22 protein-coding genes are annotated in these 21,895 nt (G+C 70.8%); 18 read left to right on the top strand and 4 right to left on the bottom strand.

The window, feature by feature from the left end; genetic code table 11:
• Positions 1–563, bottom strand: a 563-nt coding sequence (locus Aple_RS34430) for a TCP-1/cpn60 chaperonin family protein (protein ID WP_281361635.1), incomplete at its 3' end; no start/stop codon positions are given.
• Between the two features lie 195 nt (positions 564–758).
• Here Aple_RS34430 and Aple_RS34425 point away from each other — a divergent pair.
• A complete protein-coding gene (locus Aple_RS34425; RefSeq protein WP_155348904.1) occupies positions 759–1,343 on the top strand; it encodes a TetR/AcrR family transcriptional regulator in 585 nt (194 codons plus the stop codon).
• Positions 1,344–1,346: 3 nt separating this feature from the next.
• Here the strand turns inward: Aple_RS34425 and Aple_RS34420 are convergent, their stop codons facing one another.
• Positions 1,347–1,538 carry a GNAT family N-acetyltransferase gene (locus Aple_RS34420; protein WP_246264976.1) on the bottom strand — a complete coding sequence of 64 codons (192 nt, stop codon included), beginning with the start codon at positions 1,536–1,538 and terminating at the stop codon, positions 1,347–1,349.
• A 161-nt stretch (positions 1,539–1,699) separates the two neighbouring features.
• Here Aple_RS34420 and Aple_RS34415 point away from each other — a divergent pair, with 161 nt between their 5' ends.
• Positions 1,700–2,335, top strand: a complete 636-nt coding sequence (locus Aple_RS34415) for an HD domain-containing protein (RefSeq protein WP_155348903.1) — start codon at positions 1,700–1,702, stop codon at positions 2,333–2,335.
• Positions 2,336–2,502: 167 nt separating this feature from the next.
• Positions 2,503–3,081, top strand: coding sequence for an RICIN domain-containing protein (locus Aple_RS34410; RefSeq protein ID WP_155348902.1), 579 nt, complete (start codon positions 2,503–2,505; stop codon positions 3,079–3,081).
• A gap of 54 nt (positions 3,082–3,135) precedes the next feature.
• Here Aple_RS34410 and Aple_RS34405 read toward each other — a convergent pair whose 3' ends face one another.
• Entirely contained in the window at positions 3,136–3,744 is a 609-nt protein-coding gene (locus Aple_RS34405) for a TetR/AcrR family transcriptional regulator (protein ID WP_246264980.1), read from the bottom strand.
• A 95-nt stretch (positions 3,745–3,839) separates the two neighbouring features.
• Here Aple_RS34405 and Aple_RS34400 point away from each other — a divergent pair, with 95 nt between their 5' ends.
• From Aple_RS34400 to Aple_RS34330, 15 genes are all read left to right on the top strand, one after another.
• Positions 3,840–4,667 (top strand): SDR family NAD(P)-dependent oxidoreductase, encoded by an 828-nt coding sequence (locus Aple_RS34400; RefSeq protein WP_155348901.1) that lies wholly within the window; start codon positions 3,840–3,842, stop codon positions 4,665–4,667.
• A 163-nt stretch (positions 4,668–4,830) separates the two neighbouring features.
• Positions 4,831–5,850, top strand: a complete 1,020-nt coding sequence (locus tag Aple_RS34395) for an ABC transporter permease (RefSeq protein ID WP_170321794.1) — start codon at positions 4,831–4,833, stop codon at positions 5,848–5,850.
• A gap of 31 nt (positions 5,851–5,881) precedes the next feature.
• A complete protein-coding gene (locus tag Aple_RS34390) occupies positions 5,882–6,952 on the top strand; it encodes a sugar ABC transporter substrate-binding protein (protein ID WP_170321793.1) in 1,071 nt (356 codons plus the stop codon).
• A 15-nt stretch (positions 6,953–6,967) separates the two neighbouring features.
• The gene (locus tag Aple_RS34385) at positions 6,968–9,094 is read left to right on the top strand and encodes an ABC transporter permease (protein WP_155348898.1); all 2,127 of its coding nucleotides are present in this window, start codon (positions 6,968–6,970) and stop codon (positions 9,092–9,094) included.
• Positions 9,091–10,191, top strand: a complete 1,101-nt coding sequence (locus tag Aple_RS34380; RefSeq protein ID WP_155348897.1) for an SMP-30/gluconolactonase/LRE family protein — start codon at positions 9,091–9,093, stop codon at positions 10,189–10,191. Before Aple_RS34385 ends, Aple_RS34380 begins: the two co-directional genes overlap by 4 nt.
• Positions 10,188–11,675, top strand: a complete 1,488-nt coding sequence (locus Aple_RS34375; protein WP_155348896.1) for a sugar ABC transporter ATP-binding protein — start codon at positions 10,188–10,190, stop codon at positions 11,673–11,675. Before Aple_RS34380 ends, Aple_RS34375 begins: the two co-directional genes overlap by 4 nt.
• A 10-nt stretch (positions 11,676–11,685) precedes the next feature.
• Complete coding sequence (locus Aple_RS34370; RefSeq protein WP_155348895.1) at positions 11,686–13,212, top strand: class I adenylate-forming enzyme family protein; 1,527 nt, start codon at positions 11,686–11,688, stop codon at positions 13,210–13,212.
• Positions 13,199–14,395: an acyl-CoA dehydrogenase family protein gene (locus Aple_RS34365; protein WP_155348894.1), complete on the top strand. Its 1,197-nt coding sequence runs from the start codon at positions 13,199–13,201 to the stop codon at positions 14,393–14,395. The genes Aple_RS34370 and Aple_RS34365 overlap by 14 nt, the downstream gene beginning before the upstream one ends.
• Positions 14,396–14,427: 32 nt before the next feature.
• Complete coding sequence (locus tag Aple_RS34360) at positions 14,428–15,012, top strand: TetR/AcrR family transcriptional regulator (RefSeq protein ID WP_170321792.1); 585 nt, start codon at positions 14,428–14,430, stop codon at positions 15,010–15,012.
• A 26-nt stretch (positions 15,013–15,038) separates the two neighbouring features.
• Entirely contained in the window at positions 15,039–15,719 is a 681-nt protein-coding gene (locus tag Aple_RS34355) for an SDR family NAD(P)-dependent oxidoreductase (RefSeq protein ID WP_218038642.1), read from the top strand.
• 8 nt (positions 15,720–15,727) lie between these two features.
• Positions 15,728–16,897 (top strand): CaiB/BaiF CoA transferase family protein, encoded by a 1,170-nt coding sequence (locus Aple_RS34350; protein WP_155348917.1) that lies wholly within the window; start codon positions 15,728–15,730, stop codon positions 16,895–16,897.
• Complete coding sequence (locus Aple_RS34345; RefSeq protein ID WP_218038641.1) at positions 16,894–18,846, top strand: alpha-ketoacid dehydrogenase subunit alpha/beta; 1,953 nt, start codon at positions 16,894–16,896, stop codon at positions 18,844–18,846. The genes Aple_RS34350 and Aple_RS34345 overlap by 4 nt, the downstream gene beginning before the upstream one ends.
• A gap of 14 nt (positions 18,847–18,860) precedes the next feature.
• Positions 18,861–19,877, top strand: coding sequence for a phosphotransferase family protein (locus Aple_RS34340; protein ID WP_155348891.1), 1,017 nt, complete (start codon positions 18,861–18,863; stop codon positions 19,875–19,877).
• Positions 19,874–20,221 (top strand): hypothetical protein, encoded by a 348-nt coding sequence (locus tag Aple_RS34335; RefSeq protein ID WP_155348890.1) that lies wholly within the window; start codon positions 19,874–19,876, stop codon positions 20,219–20,221. The genes Aple_RS34340 and Aple_RS34335 overlap by 4 nt, the downstream gene beginning before the upstream one ends.
• Positions 20,218–21,216, top strand: a complete 999-nt coding sequence (locus Aple_RS34330) for a zinc-dependent alcohol dehydrogenase (protein ID WP_155348889.1) — start codon at positions 20,218–20,220, stop codon at positions 21,214–21,216. Before Aple_RS34335 ends, Aple_RS34330 begins: the two co-directional genes overlap by 4 nt.
• On the opposite strand, the gene Aple_RS34325 is transcribed toward Aple_RS34330, so the two are convergent.
• Positions 21,194–21,862 carry a TetR family transcriptional regulator gene (locus tag Aple_RS34325; RefSeq protein WP_218038640.1) on the bottom strand — a complete coding sequence of 223 codons (669 nt, stop codon included), beginning with the start codon at positions 21,860–21,862 and terminating at the stop codon, positions 21,194–21,196. The genes Aple_RS34330 and Aple_RS34325 overlap by 23 nt on opposite strands.
• Positions 21,863–21,895: the final 33 nt, after the last annotated feature.

Here is a 21,895-nt window from a genome sequence, read left to right as displayed (position 1 = left end):
AGCTCGAGCTCCAGCCCGAAGGCGTTGCTCTCCTCGACCGTGATGACGCCTTCCTTGCCGACCTTGTCCATCGCCTCGGCGATGAGCTCGCCGATCTCGGTGTCACCGGCGGAGATGGAGGCGGTGGAGGCGATCTGCTCCTTGGTCTCCACATCCTTGGCCAGCTTGGAGAGCTCCTCGCTGACCCGCTCGACGGCCGCCTCGATGCCCTTCTTCAGGGCCATCGGGTTCGCGCCCGCCGCGACGTTGCGCAGACCCTCACGAACCAGGGCCTGAGCCAGCACGGTGGCGGTGGTGGTGCCGTCACCCGCGACGTCATCGGTCTTCTTGGCGACTTCCTTGACCAGCTCGGCCCCGATCTTCTCCCACGGGTCCTCAAGCTCGATTTCCTTGGCGATGGAGACACCATCGTTGGTGATCGTGGGGGCGCCCCACTTCTTCTCCAGCACGACGTTGCGGCCCTTCGGGCCCAAGGTCACCTTGACGGCGTCGGCCAGCTGGTTCATACCGCGCTCAAGACCGCGCCGGGCTTCCTCGTCGAAAGCGATCATTTTCGAAGTCATTCCTGCTCCTGCTCGTGATCGGGGGTCTCCGGGACGGCGCCCGCGACGGACGGCCCACTGACGGACCTCGCCGTCCCGGCACGCCTAGTGGTTGGCACTCTCCAGGCACGAGTGCCAGGCGCTCCCCGCACTCTACTCACAACTTGCGCGTCACGCATATAGTGCGCGCCACGCAATATCGGTAGGATTGCCCTCATGAACGACGACGCCATGGACCTCCGGGCACGCAACAGCCAGGCCACCAGGGAGGCGATCAGCCATGCCGCCCTGCGTCTGGCCATCGAGCAAGGCCCCCACGGGCTGGCCCTGGTCCGCGTCCATGACATCGCCACGGCCGCGGGAGTCTCACCCCGGACCTACAACAACTACTTCTCCAGCAGGGCGGAGGCGATCTGCGCCTTCCAGGCCGACCAGTCCAGGCGCGTGGGCCAGGCACTGCGCTCCCGCCCCGCCGACGAGCCACTCGACCAGGCCGTCATCGCGGCCGTGATCGAGCTCTACACCAACCCCGAACCCGACAGAGCCGGCCTGTCCATGATCATGTCGACCCCCGAACTGGAGGGCGAGGCCCTGAAGGCGTTCAGCATGGCCGAGTCCCCACTCGCCGAGGCGATCGCCACACGCACCGGCACCGACCCCGCCCACGACATGTTCCCCGCCGTCACAGCCGCCGCGATCGCCGGCGCCATCCGCGTCGCAGGACGCCACTGGCTCCAGCCCGGCAACCCCGAACCCTTCGCCACCACCCTGCACCGCGCCCTGACCTGCGTCTTCCGGTGAATATCAGCGAGCGATGATCTCGTACTCAACCTGCTCGATCGGGTTGCCGTGCCCGCGAACCACACCCGACTCGGTGAAGCCACTCTTGGCGTAGAAGCGGCGCGACTGGGGTGTGTCGCGCAGCGTCCACAGGCGCACCCCGCCGAAGCCGTCCTCGCGCAGCCTGCCCAGGGAGGCGGTTCTCGGGCTCACCACGCTGGGCAAAGGAATCTGGAACCTGTGATCTCGCCCATTTCCTTTGCACGCGTCCCATGCCATCTACACGGCTGTGGAAATTGTGTGCCATGCGGCGGGACATCCTCATCCACGTTTGAGAGGGTGAAAGTGTCTCTGACATGATCCCGAGAGGGGCGTTCATGACCGAGAAGATCGCGGGTGTAGCCGTTCCCGATTCGATGCTGGCGCGAGAGGCCACCGAGTTCATCCGGGAAGCGGAACCTCCGCTGCTGTACGACCACTCCCGGCGGGTGTATTTCTTCGGGTCCTTGCAGGGGAAACGGCTTGGTCTCAAACCCGACGCTGAGCTGTTGTACGTCGGTGCGATGTTCCACGATCTCGGCCTGGCCGAGGGCCACCGCAGTGACCAGCGTTTTGAGCTTGACGGCGCTGACGCGGCACGTCGCTTTCTCGCCTCGCGCAATGTGCCGGAAATCGACGTGCGCAAGGTGTGGGAGGCCATCGCGCTGCACACGACGCCGGAAGTGCCGTACCGGCTGGAGCCCGAGGTGGCGCTGGTGACCGCCGGTGTCGAGACCGACGTGCTCGGCTTCGGCTACGGCGAACTGGCCAAGGAGGACATCGACGCGGTCGTCGCGGCGCATCCACGGCCGGACTTCAAGAATCGCATTCTCCAGGCCTTCACCGACGGATTCAAGGATAGGCCCGACACCACGTTCGGCACGATGAACGCCGACGTCCTCGAACACTTCGTCCCCGGATTCAAGCACACCGACTTCGTCGAAGTGATCCGCGATTCCGACTGGCCCGAATAGGACCTCACCCGCGGACCGCGTGCGGGTCCCACCGGTGAATCTCCAGAACACCACGGCCAATTCCTCTACCGCTTCCCGGTAATTCTGCGTACTACGCGGCGCAAACTACCGGTCTACTCAGTGCCGTCGCCGGGGCACAAGGCTCCGGCCTCGTCACGGGGAGAGAAATGAAGCGCAAGCACTACGCGTTCGGGCGTGTCGGCGGGATGGCTTCGGCCGCTCTGCTGGCCGCCGGGCTGTGCCTGGCGGCGACGGGGACCGCCCAGGCCGCCCAGGCCGGGGCTCCGGAACCGGCCGCCGCCGCGGCACTGCCGCCCACGGATCCGGCGCTTTGGTGGATCAAGAACAGCGGGCTGACCGTGACGGCGAAGTTCGGCACGGACGCCATCCGGACCAAACTCTGGAACATGCCGACGACGATCAACCCGTTCTACGTGCACGTGCTCTGGCACTTCACGCCGGTGCCGAGCAACCCGGGCGCGTACTTCGTGGAAAGCCACAACGGGGGCTGCCTCGACGTCCTCAACGACTCCAAGGCCATTGGAGCCGACCTGGCGATCCGCCAGTGCGACGGCAGCCCGAGTCAGCAGTGGTTCACGCCACCCAAGAACGGCAGATGGGCCCTGAAGAACGAGTGGAGCAAGCTGTACGCCAGCGCCAAGCTGCCGATCGCCGACGGCCGCGTGCTGACCCAGCAGTTCGACGGCGTCGAGCAGGAGCTGTACTTCGACATGCCGCAGTTCTAGGTTCCAAGGCGCCGACCGGAACGCGTACTCGTGGCCCGGTCGGCGCCCCGATCGTCAGCGGTCCTGGGCGCCGACGGTGCGCAGGGCGATCGTGCGGTAGCGGGCGGCGATTTCGGGTGGGGTGAGCGGGCCCGCCGGGTCGTACCAGGTGACGATGGCCTGGAACATGCCGAGCAGGGCGCGGGTGGTGTCTTCCGGGGAGGAGACGTCGAAGGCCCGGGACTGGTGGCCCGCGCGGACCACGCCGAGGAGCAGGTTCTCCAGTTGTTTGCGGGCCGCGGCGTAGTGGCGGCGGCTTTCGGGTTCCAGGTAGCGGAGTTCGGAGTCGAGCACGGTCAGGGATGAGCGGTGGGTGACCGTGAGGACGATGCTCTCGACGATGTCGGCGAAGCGGGCCCGGGGGGTGGGGTCGGCTTCGTCGTGGGCGGTGCTGGCGCGGGACAGCAGCTCGCCGACGCAGGCGTCCAGGAGGGCGACCAGGATCGCCTGCTTGCTGGGGTAGTGGTAGTACAGGCCCGGCACGGTGACCCCGGCGTGGGTCGCGAGTTCGCGGACCGAGCTGCCGTGGTAGCCGCGGGCGGTGAAGACCTCCAGCGCGCCGCGGAGGATGGGCGGCAGGTCCAGCGGGGGGTAGTGCCGCCAGTGCGCCATCCGGGTCGTCACTCCTCTCAAGGGTTGAAGGCTAACCGGTCTTGTGCGTCGACGCGGCCCGAGTTACTTTAGCGACCGTTAAGTCAACAGACAGAGGATTGAGGCCGATGGGCTCCATCGACGGCAGGGTGGCCCTGGTCACCGGGGCGGGGCAGGGAATCGGGCGGGCGATCGCCCTCAAGCTGGCCGCCGAGGGCGCCCGGGTCGTGGTGAACGACATCGACGCCGACGCGGCCCACGACACGCTGGAGACGATCGGCAAGGCCGGCGCGAGCGGGGTCGCGGTGGTGGGCAGCGTCACCGACGAGGAGTTCGCGCCCCGGTTCGTGCGCACCGCGGTGGACCGGTTCGGCGCGCTGGACATCATCGTCAACAACGCCGGTTACACCTGGGACGGGGTGATCCAGCGGATGACCGACGAGCAGTGGGAGGCCATGCTGGCCGTGCACGTGACCGCGCCGTTCCGGATCCTGCGCGCGGCTCAGCCGGTGATCAGCGGCCTGCACCGGGCGGAGCGGGAGGCCGGTGTCACGCGCACCCGCAAGGTGGTCAACATCTCCTCGATCTCCGGCTTGGACGGCAATCCCGGCCAGGTCAACTATTCCAGCGCCAAGGCCGCCGTGGTCGGGCTGACCAAGACCCTGTCCAAGGAGTGGGGCCGCTACCAGGTGACCGTCAACGCGGTCGCGTTCGGCTTCATCCAGACCCGGCTGACCCAGGCCAGGTCGGTCGACGACGGCCACATCACCGTGGCGGGGCACGAGGTCAGGGTCGGCATGCCGGACGAGCGGGTGTCGGAACTGGAGGCCGCCATCCCGCTGGGCCGGGCCGGCACCCCGGAGGAGGCGGCCGGAGCGGTGTACCTGTTCTGCGCGCCGGAATCCGACTACATCAGCGGGGAGACCGTCGTCTGCGGCGGCGGCTACCACTTCTGACCCCATAACGACCAGATCCACGGGAGGCGCACGCGCCCTCGTGGATTTGGCGTGCCCGGATTTCTCACCCTCTGTAACAAGCCCGTAACACCCATTTCTCCGGTATTGCGGCACTTGTTAGGACCGACCCATTATGTACCGATCAGTCAGTACAGAGGGAGCCATGGTGACAAGCTCAGTGGCCTCGGAAACCCCGGTCGGCGGTATTCGCCACCGGCTCGCCGCGATGGATCAGGGCTACATCGTCGCGGGCGTGCTGCTCGCCCTGGTGGTGGTGTTCTCGGCGACGTTGCCGGGCTTCTTCTCCACCGCCAACCTGCTCAACGCCGCCAGAAGCGCCTCGGTCCTGGGCCTGCTGGCCATCGGCATGGCCGTGGTGGTCATCGCCCGCGGGCTCGACCTGTCGGTCGTGATCATCATGAGCGTCAGCTGCGCGACGGCCGTCGAGCTGATGCTCGCCGGTCACGGCGAGGCGGCCGCGCTGGGCGCCGGCCTGCTGATCGCGCTCGGCCTGGGCCTGGTCAACGGCCTGCTGGTGGCCTACGTCGAGGTGCCGCCGCTGTTCGTGACGCTGGCGACCAGCCTGCTCTACCTCGGGTTCTTCCGGCTCGTGCTGCTGCCCAAGGACCAGCAGGCCGTGCCCGCCGGGGCGAGCCTGATGACCTGGCTCGGGCGCGGCTCGGTGCTCGGGGTGCCCAGCCCCGTTCTGGTCCTGGCCGCGGCGGCGGCCCTGGCCACCTGGTTCATGTCCCGCAACTACGGCAGGTTCGTCCGGGCGCAGGGCGACAACCCGGCCGCGGCCGCGCTGGTGGGCCTGCCCACCCGGCCGCTGCTGGTCTCCACCTACCTGGTGTCCGCGACCGCCGCCTTCGTGGCCGGCGTCGTGGGCGTCTCGGTGGCCGGCTCGTACGACCTGCGGGCCGCGGTCACCGGAACCCAGCTGTACGACGTCATCGCGGTCGTCGTGATCGGCGGCGTGAGCCTCGCGGGAGCGCGGGGCAGCATCGGCGGCGTCGTCAGCGCCGCCCTCCTCCTCGGCGTCATCGGCAACGCGATGACCCTGCTGAACATGAGCGTCATCGAACAGTCCCTGTCGAAGGCGTTCATCGTCCTGCTGGCGATCGTGCTGGACAGCCTCCTGCATCCCCGTGATGAGGAGACCGCACGTGCCGGCGATATGTAGCACAACCCCCCGCTCATCGAAAGAGGCACCAATGGGCACATACAAGCAGGTGATCGTGGCCGCGGGGGTGGCCATCACCCTCGTCCTGACCGGCTGCACCAGCACGAGGAACGAAGGCGTGGCCGAGACGGGCGCCGCGACGCAGCCGGCCGGATCCGGCGGCCTGCCGGCGATCGCCTCCCCGCAGGAGGTCATCTCGAAGTCGCTGGGCGCGATGCGCGGGAAGAAGGTGCAGATGATCACCATCAGCGGCGACGGCGCGGCGCTGACCCGGGCCTGGAAGGAGCGCACCGTGCTTGGCTTCGGTGAGGTCGGGGTGGACTTCACCGCCATCAACGCCAACTTCGACACCCAGGTCCTGGCCCAGCAGGTGCAGACGGCGATCGACCAGAAACCGGACGCGCTGATCCTGCACAACGCCGACCTCAGCGGTCTGGCCAAGCTCATCCAGCAGGCCCAGAGCGCGGGCATCTACGTGATCGTGCTGAACCTCGGCTCGAACGCCCAGAGCGACGCCTACATCGGCCCGAACTGGACCGCGATGGTCGGCAAGCTGGCCGAGCGGGCCGCCGCCGACTGCAAGGCGATGAACAAGAAGGACGTCGCCATCATCAGCGGCTTCGGTTCCGACACCGGCTCGCTGCTCACCGTGGAGTCGGCCACCCAGGTGTTCAAGGAGCAGGGCATGAACCTGGTGGCCAGCCAGCCCGGCCAGTACGACCCCACCAAGGCCAACGAGATCACCCGCACGCTGATGCAGCAGCACCCCGGCCTGTGCGCGCTCATCGGCAACTGGGACGGCATGATGTCCGGCGCCGCCAACGCGGTGGCCCAGGCCGGCAAGATCGGCCAGGTCGGCGTCTACACCACCGACTCCAGCGACGTCGCCTGCGACGGCATCGCCAAGGGCACGGTGGTGGCGGCCGTCAACTACGGCGGCGGCACGACGATGGGCGACAACGCGGTCGCGGTCACCCAGTACCTGCTCCAGAGCGGGGTCACCCCCGGGGCCAGCAGGACCGCCCTGTTCACGCCGACCCAGATCATCGACAAGTCCAACTACCAGCTGGCCGGCTCCTGCTACGCCTCGGCCGCGCAGTAATCGGATCGAGGTCACGTGCCCAAGGATGCTTTCGCTCTCACCGGTATGTCCTGGCGCCACCGGTTCTCCTTCCAGCGGTCCCTGGCCGAGCTGCTCGGCAAGCGCTGGATGGAGGCGGTGGTCCCGTGCCTGCTGCTGGTCGGCGTGCTGGCCTATTTCGGCGTCACGGCGGACGGCTTTCTCACCCTGGACAACGCCTCGACGCTGTCCCAGAACTTCGCCGAGCTCGGCCTGGTCGCGCTCGGCATGACGATCGTCCTGATCGGCGGCGGCATCGACCTGAGCGTCGGCGCGGTCTTCGGGGTGGTCAACGGCTTCGCGCTGATCGCGTTCCGGCTGCTGGGCTGGCCGGTCCCGCTGGTGGTGGTGGCGGCCGTCGCGCTGGGCGCGCTGCTCGGCTCGGTGAACGGCGTGCTCATCGCGTACGCGAAAACGCGGCCGTTCATCACCACCCTGGTGACCCTGCTGGCCTACCGCACGGTGGCCGAGTACATCGACACGATGTACAGCCCGCGCATGGCCACGACCACGCGGATCGATCCCCTCTGGGACCTGCTGGGCGCGGGCCGCCTGGCCGGGCTGACCACCCAGTTCGTGCTGCTGGTCGTGGTGGCGCTGGTGGTGCACGTGCTGCTCAGCCGGAGCCGGTGGGGGTGGCGGATCACGGCCATCGGCTCCTCCCGCACCTCGGCCCGCCGGGCCGGGATGAACCTGCCCGGGATCACCTTCAGCACCTATGCCGTCGCGGGCGCGCTGGCCGGCGCGGCGGGGCTGCTGACGGCCAGCCGGTTGGAGCAGAGCTCGGCCTCCACCGGCCTGGGCATGGAGTTCGCGGTGCTGACGGCGGTGGTGCTCGGCGGGGTGAGCCTGGCCGGGGGCCGGGGCACGGCCATGCGCGCGCTCATCGGCGCGCTCGCCGTGGCCGCGATCTCGCAGGGTCTCACCCTGCAGGCCCAGCCGCGGCATCTGTACTCGATGGTGCTCGCGGTGATCCTGCTCGTGTTCGCCGCGGCCGACCTGAAGTGGGGCAAGAACCGGGGCAAGGCGATCCAGAAGATCTACATGGCGCCCGGCAGGTTCCGCCTGCGCGCGTCGCCGGACATCTACCAGCCGGGCGGTGTCTGGGAGCTGAACGACCGGCTCACCGGCGCGCAGGCGATCGGGCTCGGCGAGCTGGACGGGCCCGAGGACGTGGTGCTCGACGAGCGGGGGCGGCTGTACTGCGGCGACCGCCGCGGCTGGTTGTGGCGCTTCGACGGCCCGGACGCCCCGGCGGAGCTGGTGGCCAGGGTCGGCGGCCACCCCCTCGGCCTGGTCATCGACAAAGACGGAAATATCGCCATGTGCGTGGCCGGGATGGGCCTGTACGGCATCACCCCCGAGGGCCAGGTCACGCCGCTGGCCACCGACGTCAAACGCACCTGGTACCGGATCAACGACGACTCGGCCATCCGCCTCGCCGACGACCTGGACGTCGCCGCGGACGGGAAGATCTACTTCAGCGACGCCAGCACCCGGTTCGACGGCGACGAGTACTTCCTCGATCTGATCGAGTCGCGCCCCAACGGCCGGTTGCTCCGCTACGACCCGGACACCGGGCAGACCACGGTCGTGCTGCGCAACTACGCCTTCCCCAACGGGATCTGCGTGTCGCACGACGGCGCGTCCGTGCTGATCAACTCCTCCAACCTCTACCGGATCGACCGGTTCCACCTCGCCGGGCCGAAGGCCGGGCAGCTGGAACCCTTCGCCGAGAACCTGCCCGGCATTCCGGACAACATCAATCGCGCCTCGGACGGCGGCTACTGGGTCGCCTTCGCGGGCATGCGCACGCCGGTGTGGGACCTCGCCATCTCGATGCCGAAGTTCCGCCGCCGGATGGTGAAGGAACTCCCCTTCGACGAATGGCTCGTGCCCAACCTGAACACCTCGTGCGTCATCAAGATCACTGAGGACGGCCAGGTGGTCGAGTCCCTGTGGGACGGACAGCAGAAGGACCATGCGGTGATCACCTCGATGCGCGAGCACGACGGCTACCTGTACCTGGGCGGGCTGACCAACGACCGGCTCGGCCGGATCGCCCTCCCCCAGCACGGGATCCCGGCGCGGGCCGGATCCGAGCGGGTGGTGAGCACGTCGTGAGCCTCACCTCCGAACTCCGCCGGAGCTTGGGCCTGGCCGCCGAGTTCCTGCTGCCCTCCCGGTCGGAGAACCGCGCGATCCCGTCGCTGGACGGCGGCCTGGCCGCCAACGACCTCGTGGACGCCTGCCGGGTGCTCTGGTCAAGCGCCGACGCCGAACCGGACGACCTCGCGGTCGCCGACGAGCACACGCTGCTGTTCACGGCCGGCCGGGACGTGCTCGGCCTGGACCGGCGGACCGGGCGCACGAACACGGTCGCGTCGCTGCCGGGCCGGGTGTCGGCCCTCTCCCCGGACGGCGGTCTCGCCGCGGTGGACGGGGGCGGCCTCTACCGGCTGTCCGGCGGCGCCGCCGAGCGCGTCGGCGACACCTCGTTCACCTGCCCGACCAGCCTCGTACAGGCCGACGGGCAGGCGTACCTCACCCTGGGCAGCGCCGAGTTCGCCGCCGACAAGTGGACGCACGACCTCATGGGCAAGGGCGCGTCGGGCCGCCTGATGCGGGTCGATCTCGCCTCCGGGCGGGCCGAGACGCTGGCCGACGGTCTGGCCTGGCCGGCAGGGGTCGCCATCGGCCCGGACGGGCCGTCGGCACTCCTGGTCACCGAGGCCTGGCGGCACCGGGTGCTGGAGTTCGACGTCGCCCGCCGGGCCGCCCGCCCGCTGCTGGCCAACCTGCCCGGCTACCCCTGGCGGCTGACTCCCGAGGGGAACGGCGACTACCTGCTCGCCTTCGTGGCGCTGCGGACGCATCTGGTGGACTTCGTGCTCCGGGAGGACTACTTCCGGGCCGAGATGATCCGCACCGTGCCGCCGGAGTTCTGGATCTCGCCCGCGCTGCGCTCGACCGGGGAGCGGTGGGAGCCGCTGCAGATCGGCTCCATGAAGCATCTCAACCAGACCAAACCGTGGGCGCCGTCGCGTTCCTACGGGCTGCTCGCGCGGATGGCCGCCGACGGCACGTTCCTGCGGGGATGGCACGCGCGGGCGGGCTCGGCCCGTACCGGGATCACCGCGGGACGGCGGGCGGGCGCGGACATCGTCATGGTCAGCAAGGGCGGCCGGATGCTGCTCGCCGCGGAAGAGGAGGCGGCATGACGCCGTTGCTGGAGATCGTCGCCGGATCCAAGAGCTACGCCGGGGTACGGGCGATCCAGGACATCGACTTCACTCTGCACCCGGGCGAGGTGCACGCGCTGCTCGGCGAGAACGGCGCGGGCAAGTCCACCCTGTGCAAGGTCATCTCAGGCGCGGTACGGCTGGACGCCGGCCGGCTCACCATGGGCGGCAAGCCGCGCGAGTACACCCACCCCAGCCAGGCGCTCCGCGACGGCGTGGCCATGGTCTACCAGGAGACCAGCCTGGTCCCGACCATGACCGTGGCCCAGAACCTGCGCCTCGGCGACGAGGCGCTGCTGTCGCGGTTCCGCTCGCTCAACATCGAGGGCCGCCAGCTGCTGCGGTCGATGAACTTCCCGGTGCAGGTGACCTCGCTGGTGTCCGCGCTGGGCAGCGCCCAGAAGCAGATGGTGGAGATCGCCCGGGCGATCCGCAGGCACGCCAAGGTCGTGATCTTCGACGAGCCGACGGCGACCCTCACCCCGGAGGAGACCGAGCAGCTGTTCGGCGCCATCGGCCAGCTGACCCGGTCGGGCGCGGGCGTCATCTTCGTCTCGCACGCCATCGAGCAGTCGCTGCGCATCGCCGACCGGGTCACGATCCTGCGGGACGGGCGGCGGCAGCTGACCACCAAGGCCGCCGACATCGGCAGGGACGAGGTGATCCGGCTCATGGTCGGCCGTTCGGTCGAGTACGCCCGCCGCCCGCCGAAGCCGGGCCTGGTGCGCGGCCCGAAGGTGCTGAGCGTGGAGAACCTGACCATGGGCACGGTGGTCAGGAACATGACCTTCTCGGCCTTCGCCGGGGAGATCGTCGGCATCGCCGGTCTGGTGGGCTCGGGCCGCACCGAGGCGTGCCTGGTGGTGACCGGCGCGCTCAAGCGTAACCGGGTCAACGGCGGGCGGGTGCTGCTGGACGGGCGGCCGGTGCGCTACCGGGTGCCGCGCCAGGCCGTGCGGGACGGGATCGTCTACGTCACCGAGGATCGTAAGGTCAACGGCTTCTTCGAGACCATGTCCATCGCCGAGAACATCGCGATCGGGGAGGCGGCCGCCGGGCGCAGGCTGGCGCTGCTGCGGGGTTCCCGCCGGGTCAAGGCGGTGGCCGCCAGGTTCATCCAGCGGTTCCAGATCCGCACGATCACCCCGAACGCGCGCGTGGTCGAGCTGTCCGGGGGCAACCAGCAGAAGGTCGTGCTGGCCAAGTCGCTCACCGGCGACCCCCGGGTGGTCATCTTCGACGAACCCACCCGGGGCGTAGACGTGGGGTCGATCGAGGAGATCCACCAGCTGATCCGCCAGATCGCCGATCAGGGGGTCGCGGTGGTGCTGATCTCGTCGTACCTGCCGGAGATCTTCTCGCTGTCGGACCGGATCCTGGTCGCCAGAGGCGGCCGGATCGTGGCGGAGTTCGCGCCGGACTCGGCCACCGAGGAGTCCGTCATGTTCGCGGCCGTGCACTGATGGGGAGGCGATGATGACCGGATTCACGCTCCGCACCACGCTCGACGTGGGCGCCGCCCGCTCGCCCGGGACGGTGGCCCTGGTGTTCGAGGAGACCGAGCTGACCTACGCCGAGCTCGGCCGCCGGGTGGACGAGGTCGCCGCCGGCCTGGACCGGCTCGGCTTCGGCGCGGGCGACGCGCTGCTGGCGGTGCTGCCCAACTGCGTCGAGTACGTCGAGCTCTTCTACGCCGTCGCCACCCTGGGCGGGATCATCGTCCCGGTGAACTACCTGCTCAGCCCCGAGGAGGTCCGCCACATCAAGGTGGACTCCGGAGCCGCCTGGATCGTCGTGGACGGCTCGATGACCGGCCTGCTGAGCGGGATCGACCTGTCCGGGACCCGGGTCATCCAGCGCGGCGACGACTACCAGGCGCTGCGCGAGCAGGGCGTGCTCACCACCAGGCCGCAGGTCGCGCCGGACGACGTGGTGCTCCTGCAGTACACCTCGGGCACCACCGGCGTGGCCAAAGCCGCCGTGCACACCCATCACACGCTGATGTGGAACACGGTCCAGCAGGTCGTCGACTTCGGGGTGACCCAGCGGGATTCCTACCTCTGCGTGCCGGCGCTGTGCTGGGCGGCCGGGTTCCACGACTTCACCCTCGCGGCGTTCTGGACCGGCGGCCGGGTGACGCTGCTGCCGAGCCGCTCGTTCGACCCCGCGCGCTTCGGTGACCTGCTGGTCCGCCACCGGGTCAGCATCGTGGTGCTGGTGCCCTCGGTACTCAGGATCATCCTGCGCTCGGGGCTGGTGCCGGCCGCGGCCTGGGATTCGATCCGGCTGCTCGCCTGCGGCGGCGAGGCGCTGCCGGTGGAGCTCATCGAGGAGTTCGAGGCCGCGCTGCCCGGCGTCTGGGTGATGCAGTGCTACGGCATGACCGAGGGGCCGATGATCATGACGTACCTCGATCGGGACAGCGCCGTGCGCAAGCGCGGCTCGGCCGGGAAGGCGATGTCGATGACCGTCATCGAGATCAGGCGATCCGACGGCGCCGTGGCCGATCCCGGCGAGGTGGGCGAGATCGTGGTCCGCTCCCCCGCCTCGATGATCGGCTACCACCGCGCGCCGGAGCAGACCGCGCTGGCGCTGCGCGACGGCTGGCTGCGCACAGGCGACAACGGCTGGCTGGACGAGGAGGGCTACCTCTACGTGGCCGGGCGGGCCAAGGACATGATGATCTCCGGCGGCCTCAACGTCTACCCGGCGGAGATCGAGCGCGTCCTGCTCCGGCACCCCGCCGTGCGGGAGGTCGCCGTCGTGGGCGTCCCGCACGAGACGTACGGCGAGGTCGGCCGGGCGCACGTGGTCGTGGCGCCGGAGGCGGGGGTCACCCCGCCGGAGCTGGCGCGGCACGCGCGGGAGAGCCTGGCCGGCTACAAGGTGCCCCGGGTGTGGGTGCTCGGGGCCGAGCCGCTGCCCCGGACGACCTCCGGCAAGGTGCTGAAGTCCAAGTTGCGTGAGCTGCCGAAGGGAACATCAGATGTGGAGCTTTGAGACCGACCCGGAGTTCCAGTCCCAGCTCGACTGGATGCGGACCTTCGTCGACGAGCGCGTCGTGCCGATCGAGGCGCTCCGGCCGGATCGGGAGGAGTTCGCCGCGCTCATCGTGCCCCTCCAGGAGGTGGTCAAGGAGCGCGGTCTCTGGGCCGCCCACCTCGCGCCCGACCTGGGCGGGGCCGGGTTCGGGCAGCTCAAGCTGGGCCTCATGCACGAGATCATCGGCCGCTGCGCGGTCGCGCCGTACGTGTTCGGCAACCAGGCGCCCGACGCGGGCAACAGCGAGATCCTGGCCCGGCACGCCACCGCCGAGCAGCGCGAACGCTGGCTGGTCCCACTGCTGGAAGGGCGGGTGCGCTCCAGCTACGCGATGACCGAGCCCGGCGCGGGAGCCGACCCGACGCTGCTGGCCACCAGGGCTACCGAAGTTTCCGGCGGCTGGCGTCTTGACGGCCACAAGTGGTTCATCACCAACGCCTCGGCGGCCGACTTCATGATCGTCATGGCGGTGAGCGATCCGGACGCCGGGCCGCACGAGCGGGCCAGCCAGTTCATCGTGCCCACCGGCGCACCCGGGCTGCGGGTGGTCCGGGAGATCGGCACGCTGGAGGACTCCCGGCCCGAGTGGGGACGCCTGGAGAACCACGCCGAGGTCGTCCTGGACGGCGTGCTGGTCGGGGCGGACGCGATGCTGGGCGAGCGCGGCCAGGGCTTCCGCATCGCCCAGGAGCGGCTCGGGCCCGGCCGCATCCACCACTGCATGCGGTGGATCGGCCAGGCCTCGCGCGCCCTGGACCTGCTCTGCGAGCGGGCGCTGTCGCGCTACAGCCACGGCTCGCTGCTGGCCGACAAGCAGAGCGTGCAGAACTGGATCGCCGAATCCTGGGCGGACCTGCACGCCGCCCGGCTGATGACCCTGCACGCGGCCTGGACGATCGACCGTTACGGCGTCAGGGCGGCCAGGACCGAGATCAGCGCGATCAAGTTCCGCGGCGCGCAGATGCTGCACGACGTCATCGACCGGGCCATCCAGGTGCACGGCGCGCTCGGCCTCACCACCGACCTGCCGCTGCAGGACATGTACCGCCGCGCCCGGTCTGCCCGGATCTACGACGGCCCTGACGAGGTGCACCGGCAGACGGTGGCCCGCAACGTCCTGAAAACCCACAAAGCCCGATGACCCCAACCATCCCCCAAGAGACGGAGGACCCCGTGTCCGGCGAGCAGCCAGCGGACTCCACCCGTGACCGCATCCTGCAGGTCGCGTCCCAGATATTCGCCGTGAAGGGCTACCACGGCGCCGGCGTGTCCGAGCTGGGCGAGGCGGCGGGCCTGCAGCGCGGCGCGCTGTACTACCACATCGGGTCCAAGGAGGATCTGCTGTTCGACCTGTGCAAACGGCACGTGGACGAGGCCCTGACCCGGGGCAGGGCCGCGGTGGCCAGCACCGCCGACCCCCGGGAGCAGCTGCGGCTGCTGGTGCACGCCCACCTCAACACGCTGGCCGAGCGCCGCAGCGACGTCATCGTGGCCGAGCACGAGATGCGCTCGCTGACCGGCGACCGGTCGGTGCGGCTGCGGGCTTTGCGGCGGGAGTACCAGAGCCTGTTCGAGGAGGTCTTCGAGCGCGGCGTGGCCGCCGGGGTCTTCCGTACCGCGCATCCGATCGACGTGATGGGGGTGCTCGGCCTGCTCAACTACACCTACGTGTGGCTGGACCCGAAGGGCCCGACCTCGGTGGACGAGATCGCCGAGCGGCTGGTGGTGCTGATCGTCGACGGCATGGCGGCGCACTAGTGGGCGCGGCGCGCAGGCGGGCGCTGGTGACCGGCGGCGCTCGCGGCATCGGCAGGGCGATCGTGGCCGCGCTGTCCGATCGCGGGGTGGATGTCGTGTTCACCTCGCGGCAGCCGCTGAAGGAACAGCCCGAGATGGCCGCGGAGCCGTACGACCTGCTGGACGGCGATGCCGAGGAGCTCATCGACCGGTGCGTGCGGCGGCTGGGCGGTCTTGACACCGTGATCCTCAACGCCGGGGAGTGGGCGGGCGGGCGGATCGAGAAGCTGCCGCCGCAGGACTGGTGGCGGGTTGTCGAGACGAACCTGCGCGGCAACCACCTGCTGGCCCGCGCCGCGCTGCCCGCGCTCCGCGCGTCCGGCGCGGGCTCGCTCCTGCTGGTCTCCTCGGTGATAGGCCAGGCCGGTTTCCCCGGCGACACCGCCTACGCCAGCGCCAAGTCCGCCATGACCGGATTCGCACGGGCGCTGGCCAAGGAAAACGGACGGGAAAGCGGTGTCCGGGTCAACGTGCTGGCCCCCGGATTCGTGGACACCGACATGACCACCGGACTCGGCGAACGAGCCAGGCAGCGCATCGTGGACCGCACGGTGCTCGGCCGGTTCGGCACGGCCGAGGAGATCGCCAAAGCCGCGGTCTTCCTGGCCGAGGACGCGACCTTCTGCACCGGCGCGGTGCTGACCGTGGATGGCGGGTGGACATTGTGAGCCCAATTGTGAGCACAGGACCGCTGAGTGGTGTGCGGGTCATCGAGATCGGCGGGATCGGCCCCGGCCCCTTCTGCGGCATGATGCTCGCCGACATGGGCGCGGAGGTGCTGCGGGTGGACCGGCCCGGCTACCGCAGCCCGGCCAACCCGCTGCCGCCGCACGCCGACCTGATGAACCGGGGGCGGCGTTCGGTGGCGATCGACCTGAAGTCCCCGCGCGGCGCGGAGACGGTGCTGCGGCTGGTGGAGTCCGCGGACATCATCTTCGAGGGTTTCCGGCCCGGCGTGGCCGAACGGCTCGGCATCGGCCCCGAGGCCTGCGCGGAACGTAACCCGCGCATCGTCTTCGGGCGGATGACCGGCTGGGGCCAGCAGGGGTCGCTGGCCGGGCGGGCCGGGCACGACATCAACTACATCGGGCTGACCGGCGTGCTGGCGGCGATCGGCACGCCCGAGTCGCCGCTGCCGCCGCTCAACGTGGTGGGCGATTTCGGCGGCGGCGGCATGCTGCTGGCGTTCGGCCTGGTGTGCGCCCTGCACGAGGCCCGCGCCTCCGGTCGCGGGCAGGTGGTGGACGCCTCCATCGTGGACGGCGCCTCGCTGCTCATGACGATGTTCCACGCGTTCGCCGGCGAGGGGTTCTGGTCGCCCGCGCGTGGGGTCAACCTGCTGGACGGCGGCTCGCACTACTACAACGTGTACGAGTGCGCCGACGGCCGGCACGTCGCGGCGGGCGCGATCGAGCCGCAGTTCTACCGGCGGCTGCTGGAAGGTCTCGGGCTCGACCAGGACCGGGACTTCCTGGACGGGCAGGCCAGGCCGGACTCGTGGCCGGTGCTCAAGAAGCGTATGGCGGAGGTGTTCCGGAGCCGTACCCAGGCCGAGTGGCTGGCCGAGTTCGAGGGGACCGACGCCTGCCTGACCGAGGTGGTGCCGTTGGGGGAGGCGGCCGGGCATCCCCTGAACGTCGAGCGGGACGCCTTCGTGCGGGTCGGCTCGACGGTGCAGCCCGCGCCCGCGCCGCGCTTCAGCCGTACCGCCCCCGGAGTGCCGTCGCCGCCGCCCTCGCCGGGGGAGCACACGGTGGCGGCGCTGACCTCCTGGGGGCTGCCGGCGGCGGAGGTCGACGACCTGATCGGCGACGGCACCGTGGTCCAGGACGGCGCCCAGTGGTGAGGGTCGAGCTGTATCGGCGGATGGCGCGGATCCGGCGGTTCGAGGAGCGCACCGCGCAGCTCTACCGGGACGGCGAGATCCCCGGTTTCGTGCACGTGTCGATCGGCCAGGAGGCGGTCGCCGTCGGCGCGTGCTCGGTGCTGACCGGAAGCGACATCATCACCTCCACGCACCGGGGCCACGGGCACGTGCTGGCCAAGGGCGGCGACATGGGCCGCATGTTCGCCGAACTGCTCGGCCGGGCCGACGGCAGCTGCCGGGGCCGGGGAGGCTCGATGCACATCGCCGACCTGGACGCCGGGGTCTTCGGCGCGAACGGCATCGTCGGCGCGGGCCTGCCGATCGCCACCGGCGCGGCCATGGCGATGCGGCTGCGCGGGACCTCCGATGTCGCGGTGGCCTTCTTCGGGGACGGCGCGGTGTCCCAGGGGGCCTTCCACGAGGCGGTCAACCTGGCCGCCGTGAAGGACCTGCCGATCGTGTTCCTCTGCGAGAACAACCACTTCGCCGAGTTCTCCGACGCGACGGTCATCCGCGAACTCCCGCTGGCCGAACGCGCGCGCGGCTACGGCATCGCCTACGCCCACGCGGACGGCAACGACGTCGAGGCCGTCGCCCGGGTGATGGCCGGCCAGGTCGCCCGGGTCAGGTCGGGCGCGGGGCCCGTCCTGGTGGAGGCCGAGACCTACCGGGCGCGCGGCCACTACGAGGGCGACCAGCAGCGCTACCGCACGCCCGAGGACCTGGCCGCCCGGGAGGGCAACGACCCGCTCGCCATCCTGGCCGCGCGGATCCGCGCCGACGGCGACGGCGACCTGCTCGCCAAGATCGCCGACGAGGTCGGGCGCGAGGTCGAGGCGGCCATCGCGTTCGCCAGGGCCGCGCCGGAACCCGGCGCGGAAACCCTCCAGGAGTACGTCTACTCGCCGGTCGGGCACCGGCCGCCGCTGCCCGTCCCCGCGGACGTCCAGGCCACCCCCGCCATCAAGACCAGCCGGGCCATCCGCGCCGCGCTGGAGGACGAGCTGGCCACCGACCCCTCGGTCTTCCTGGCCGGCATCGACGTGGCGGCGGGCGGCAACGTCTTCGGCCTCACCCGGGGGCTGCACGAGCGTTTCCCCGGGCGGCTCATCGACACGCCGATCTCCGAGACCGCCATCATGGGCCTCGGCGTGGGCGCGGCCATGTCCGGGCTGCGGCCGGTGGTGGAGCTCATGTACATCGACTTCATCGGGGTCTGCCTGGACCAGCTCATGAACCAGGCGGCCAAGATGCGGTTCATGACCGGCGGCGCCGTCCAGGTGCCGCTGACCGTGCGCACCCAGTTCGGCGCGGGCCGCTCCTCCGGCAGCCAGCACTCGCAGAGCCTCGAGGTGCTGCTGGCCGCCATTCCCGGGCTCAAGGTGGTCATGCCGTCCACCCCCGCCGACGCGTACGGCCTGCTGCGGGCGGCGGTGCGCGACCCCAACCCGGTCATCGTCATCGAGAACCGGCTGCTCTACGAGGTCTCCGGGGACGCGCCCGACCGGAGCGAGTCCCTCGAACTCGGCCGCGCGCACGTCGTCAGGGAAGGCTCCGACGTCACTGTCGTCAGCTACTCGCGGATGGCGCAGGTCTGCCTGGCCGCCGCGCGGGACCTGGCCGGGCGCGGCATCGAGTGCGAGGTCGTCGACCTGCGCACCATCGCGCCGCTGGACTACCAGACGATCATCGCCTCGCTGGCCAAGACCTCGCGCCTGCTCATCGCGCACGAGGCGATCACCGACTTCGGGGTCGGCGCGGAGATCAGCGCCCACGTCGGGGAGCACGCGTTCGAGCTGCTGGACGCCCCGATCACGCGGGTGGGCGCGGCCAGGATGCCCCCGCCGTACGCGCCGAACCTGGAACGGCTCTGGCTGCCGGACCAGGCCGCCGTGGTCAGGGCCGTCGAGCAACTGGTTGCGTACTAGATGAAGGAACCACTGTGAGCGATCATGCTGTTTTCGCCGGGCGGCTGGAGGCGTGGGCGCGTGCGCACTACGGTCCCGGGGCGGTGGTGGGCGGCGTGCGCCGGATGCCGGGCAACTCCGGGATCAGCTACGGCTTCGACGTCGAGCACCGGGGTGAGCGTGAGGCGCTGGTCGTGCGGCTGGCCCCGCCCGGGGTCGCGCGGCAGGGCAACGCCGACGTGATGCGGCAGGTGCCGCTGCTGCGCGCGATGAAACGGGCCGGGTTGCCGGTGCCCGGCGTGCGCTGGTTCGACGCGGACGAGTCGTGGTTCGGCGTGCCGTACCACATGGTGGAGCACGTGCGCGGGCAGTCGACGCACCTGTTCGACGCCGGGGCGGCCGAGCTGGTCGACGGCTCGGGGCTCGAGCCGGTGTTCGCGGAGGCGATGGGCGTGCTGGCGGCGATCCACCGGGTGGACTGGCGGCGCGAGCTGGCCGGCTGGAGCACCCCGCGGGATCTGGCCGGCGAGATCGACTCCTGGACGCCGAGCCTGCTGAAGTCCGACGACCCGCGCTGGATCGAGCGCGGGTTACGACTGAGGGACCGGCTGGTGGCGAGCATGCCGGAGGTGGCCGAGACGAGCGTGGTGCACGGCGACTTCTACTCCAACAACTGGCTGTTCGCCGAGGGGCGGCTGACCGCGGTCCTGGACTGGGAGATCGCCTCGATCGGGTGCGCGGGGGTGGACATCGGGTGGATCTGCATGATGTACGACCCGCGCAGCTGGGGTCCGGCCCGGCACCAGTGGTCGCGGTGGTCGCCCTCGCCGGAGTTCCTGCTGGGGGCGTATCGCGCGGCGGGTGGCCTGGAGGTGCCGGATCTGGACTGGTTCCGGGCATTGGCCGGATTCCGGCTCAGCTGTATCACCGCGATGAGCCTGCGCCTGCATCGGACCGGACGGCGGCCCGATCCGGCCTGGGAGGTGCTGGCCGACGCCTCGCCGTACATGCTGGATCGGGCCGGGGAACTGCTGGGCGGGGAGGGTCGATGAAGGAGTTCGCGCGCGTCGAGGACGTGCTGCTGGTGCTGGGTCCTGCGGGGGAACTGCCGGGGCTGCTGGCCGGGCTCGCGGCGGCCGGATTCACCTCGGCGTACGGCGCGGACGAGCTGCTCGACGGCGAGGGCCCGACCCTCGCGGCGGCGCGCGCGGCGCTGGAGGCGCGCGGCGGCAGCGGGCGCGCCGACGTCGTGGTGTCGGTGCGGGGGCGGCTGGATCTGGCCGCCCGCTGGGTGCGGCGCGGCGGCCGGGTGGCGTCCCTCGCGGCCGAGACCGTCATGCCCAGCCTGGACACGCTGGTCGCCCGAGAAGTGACCGTCATCGGACGGCCGGGATGAGTGAGGGACCGAAGCGCGCGCTGCTGACCGCGCCCCGGCGATTCGAGGTCGCACCGGGGCCGGAGAGTTCTCTTGGCCCCGCCGACGTGCGCATGGACGTGCTCGCCGTCGGGATCTGCGGCTCGGACCTGGCGACCTTCCGCGCCGGCGACGCCGCCCCCGACCAGGTGCTCGGCCACGAGATCGTGGCCCGCGTATCCGAGGCGGGCGAGCGGGCGACCTTGCCCGTCGGCGCCAGGGTCATGGTGCGGCCGATGCGCTCGTGCGGACGCTGCTGGTACTGCGCGCAGGGCAGCACCCAGCTGTGCGATCGGTCCCGCGAGCTCACCCTGTCGTTCCAGCGCCCTGGCGGGTACGCCGAGGAGCTCGTCCTGCGCGATCTGGAACCCGGCGACGTGACCCCGCTGGCCGCCGACGTCCCGGACCTCGACGCGATCTGGGCCGAGCCTCTCGCGGTCGCCCTGCACTGCGTGGCCGCCCTCGGCGACACCCGGCCCGGCGACGCGGTGCTGGTGGTCGGCGCGGGCCCGCTCGGCCTGTGTGTGATCGCGGCCGCGCACGCCCGCCACCTGAAGGTGACCGCCGTCGAACCCCGCCCCGCGCGCCACGCGACCGCCCTGGCCGCGGGCGCCCAGGCCGTCCACATCCCCGGCCACCCGATCGGCGCGTTCCCGTGGACCATCGTCGCGGCGGGCACCCCGGCGGCGCTCCGCCTGGCCGTCGACGCCACCGCCCCGCACGGCCACATCGCCGTCGCCGCTCTCGGCCCCGTCCCCTTGCCGCCCCTCCCCAACCCGATCGAGATCCACGGCTCCTTCGGCTACCGGACCGACGAGTTCCGCCAAGCCACGGCTCTCATCAACACCCACGCGGTACGCCTCGGCGCCGCGGTCACCCGAACCTTCCCGCTCACAGACATCAACGCCGCGTTCGCGTACGCCCTTGAAGACGGGGACGCGGTCAAGGTGGCCGTCACTCCAGGTGCTGCTGGATAGCCGTCATGACGGCCTGCGGAGAGGCCGAGCGCCGGAATGTCGCCACGACGACCTCGTCGGCCTCCTCGCGCGGCTGCTCCAGGTGGCGGAAGGTGGCGGTCACATAACGCAGGGCGTGGTCGAGGGCGCCGAAGGGGTCGTACGTGCCGCCGCCGCGCAGCCACCCGCGCAGGACCTGGTTGTGCGCGGCCACGACCGAGGCGGCCACGAGTTCGGCGCGCAGGTCGGCGTCGGGCGTCCCGGCCAGCCACTCACCGGCGAACTCGCGGAACAACCGCTGGTAGCGGGCCACGCTGGCGATCTCCCTGGCGCGTAGCGCCGGCACCCGGCCGACTAGGCGGTAGCGGCGCAGCGACACCTCCGCGTCGTCCACGTAGTGCGCCAGCACGATGCGGACCGCGTCGATGATGGCGACGATCGCCGTGTCGGCGGTCGAGGAGCGCAGGCGGGCGTCGACCGTGGCGAGCAGGGTGTCGTGGTCGGGGAAGATCGCGTCTTCCTTGGACCGGTAATAGCGGAAGAACGTGCTGCGGCTCACCCCCGCTCGGGCCGCGATGTCGTCGACGGTGGTCTCGTCGTAGCCGTTCTCGTCGAAGAGCGCCACGGCGGCTTCGGCGAGGCGCTGGTTGATAGGCGGTTTGGGCACGCGGCCATTCTCGCGGACCCCGGGGTTGTCCCC

The sequence above is a fragment of the Acrocarpospora pleiomorpha genome, assembly GCF_009687885.1.
Taxonomy (GTDB): Bacteria; Actinomycetota; Actinomycetes; order Streptosporangiales; family Streptosporangiaceae; genus Acrocarpospora; species Acrocarpospora pleiomorpha.
This window is presented reverse-complemented; position numbering and strand designations above follow the sequence as displayed.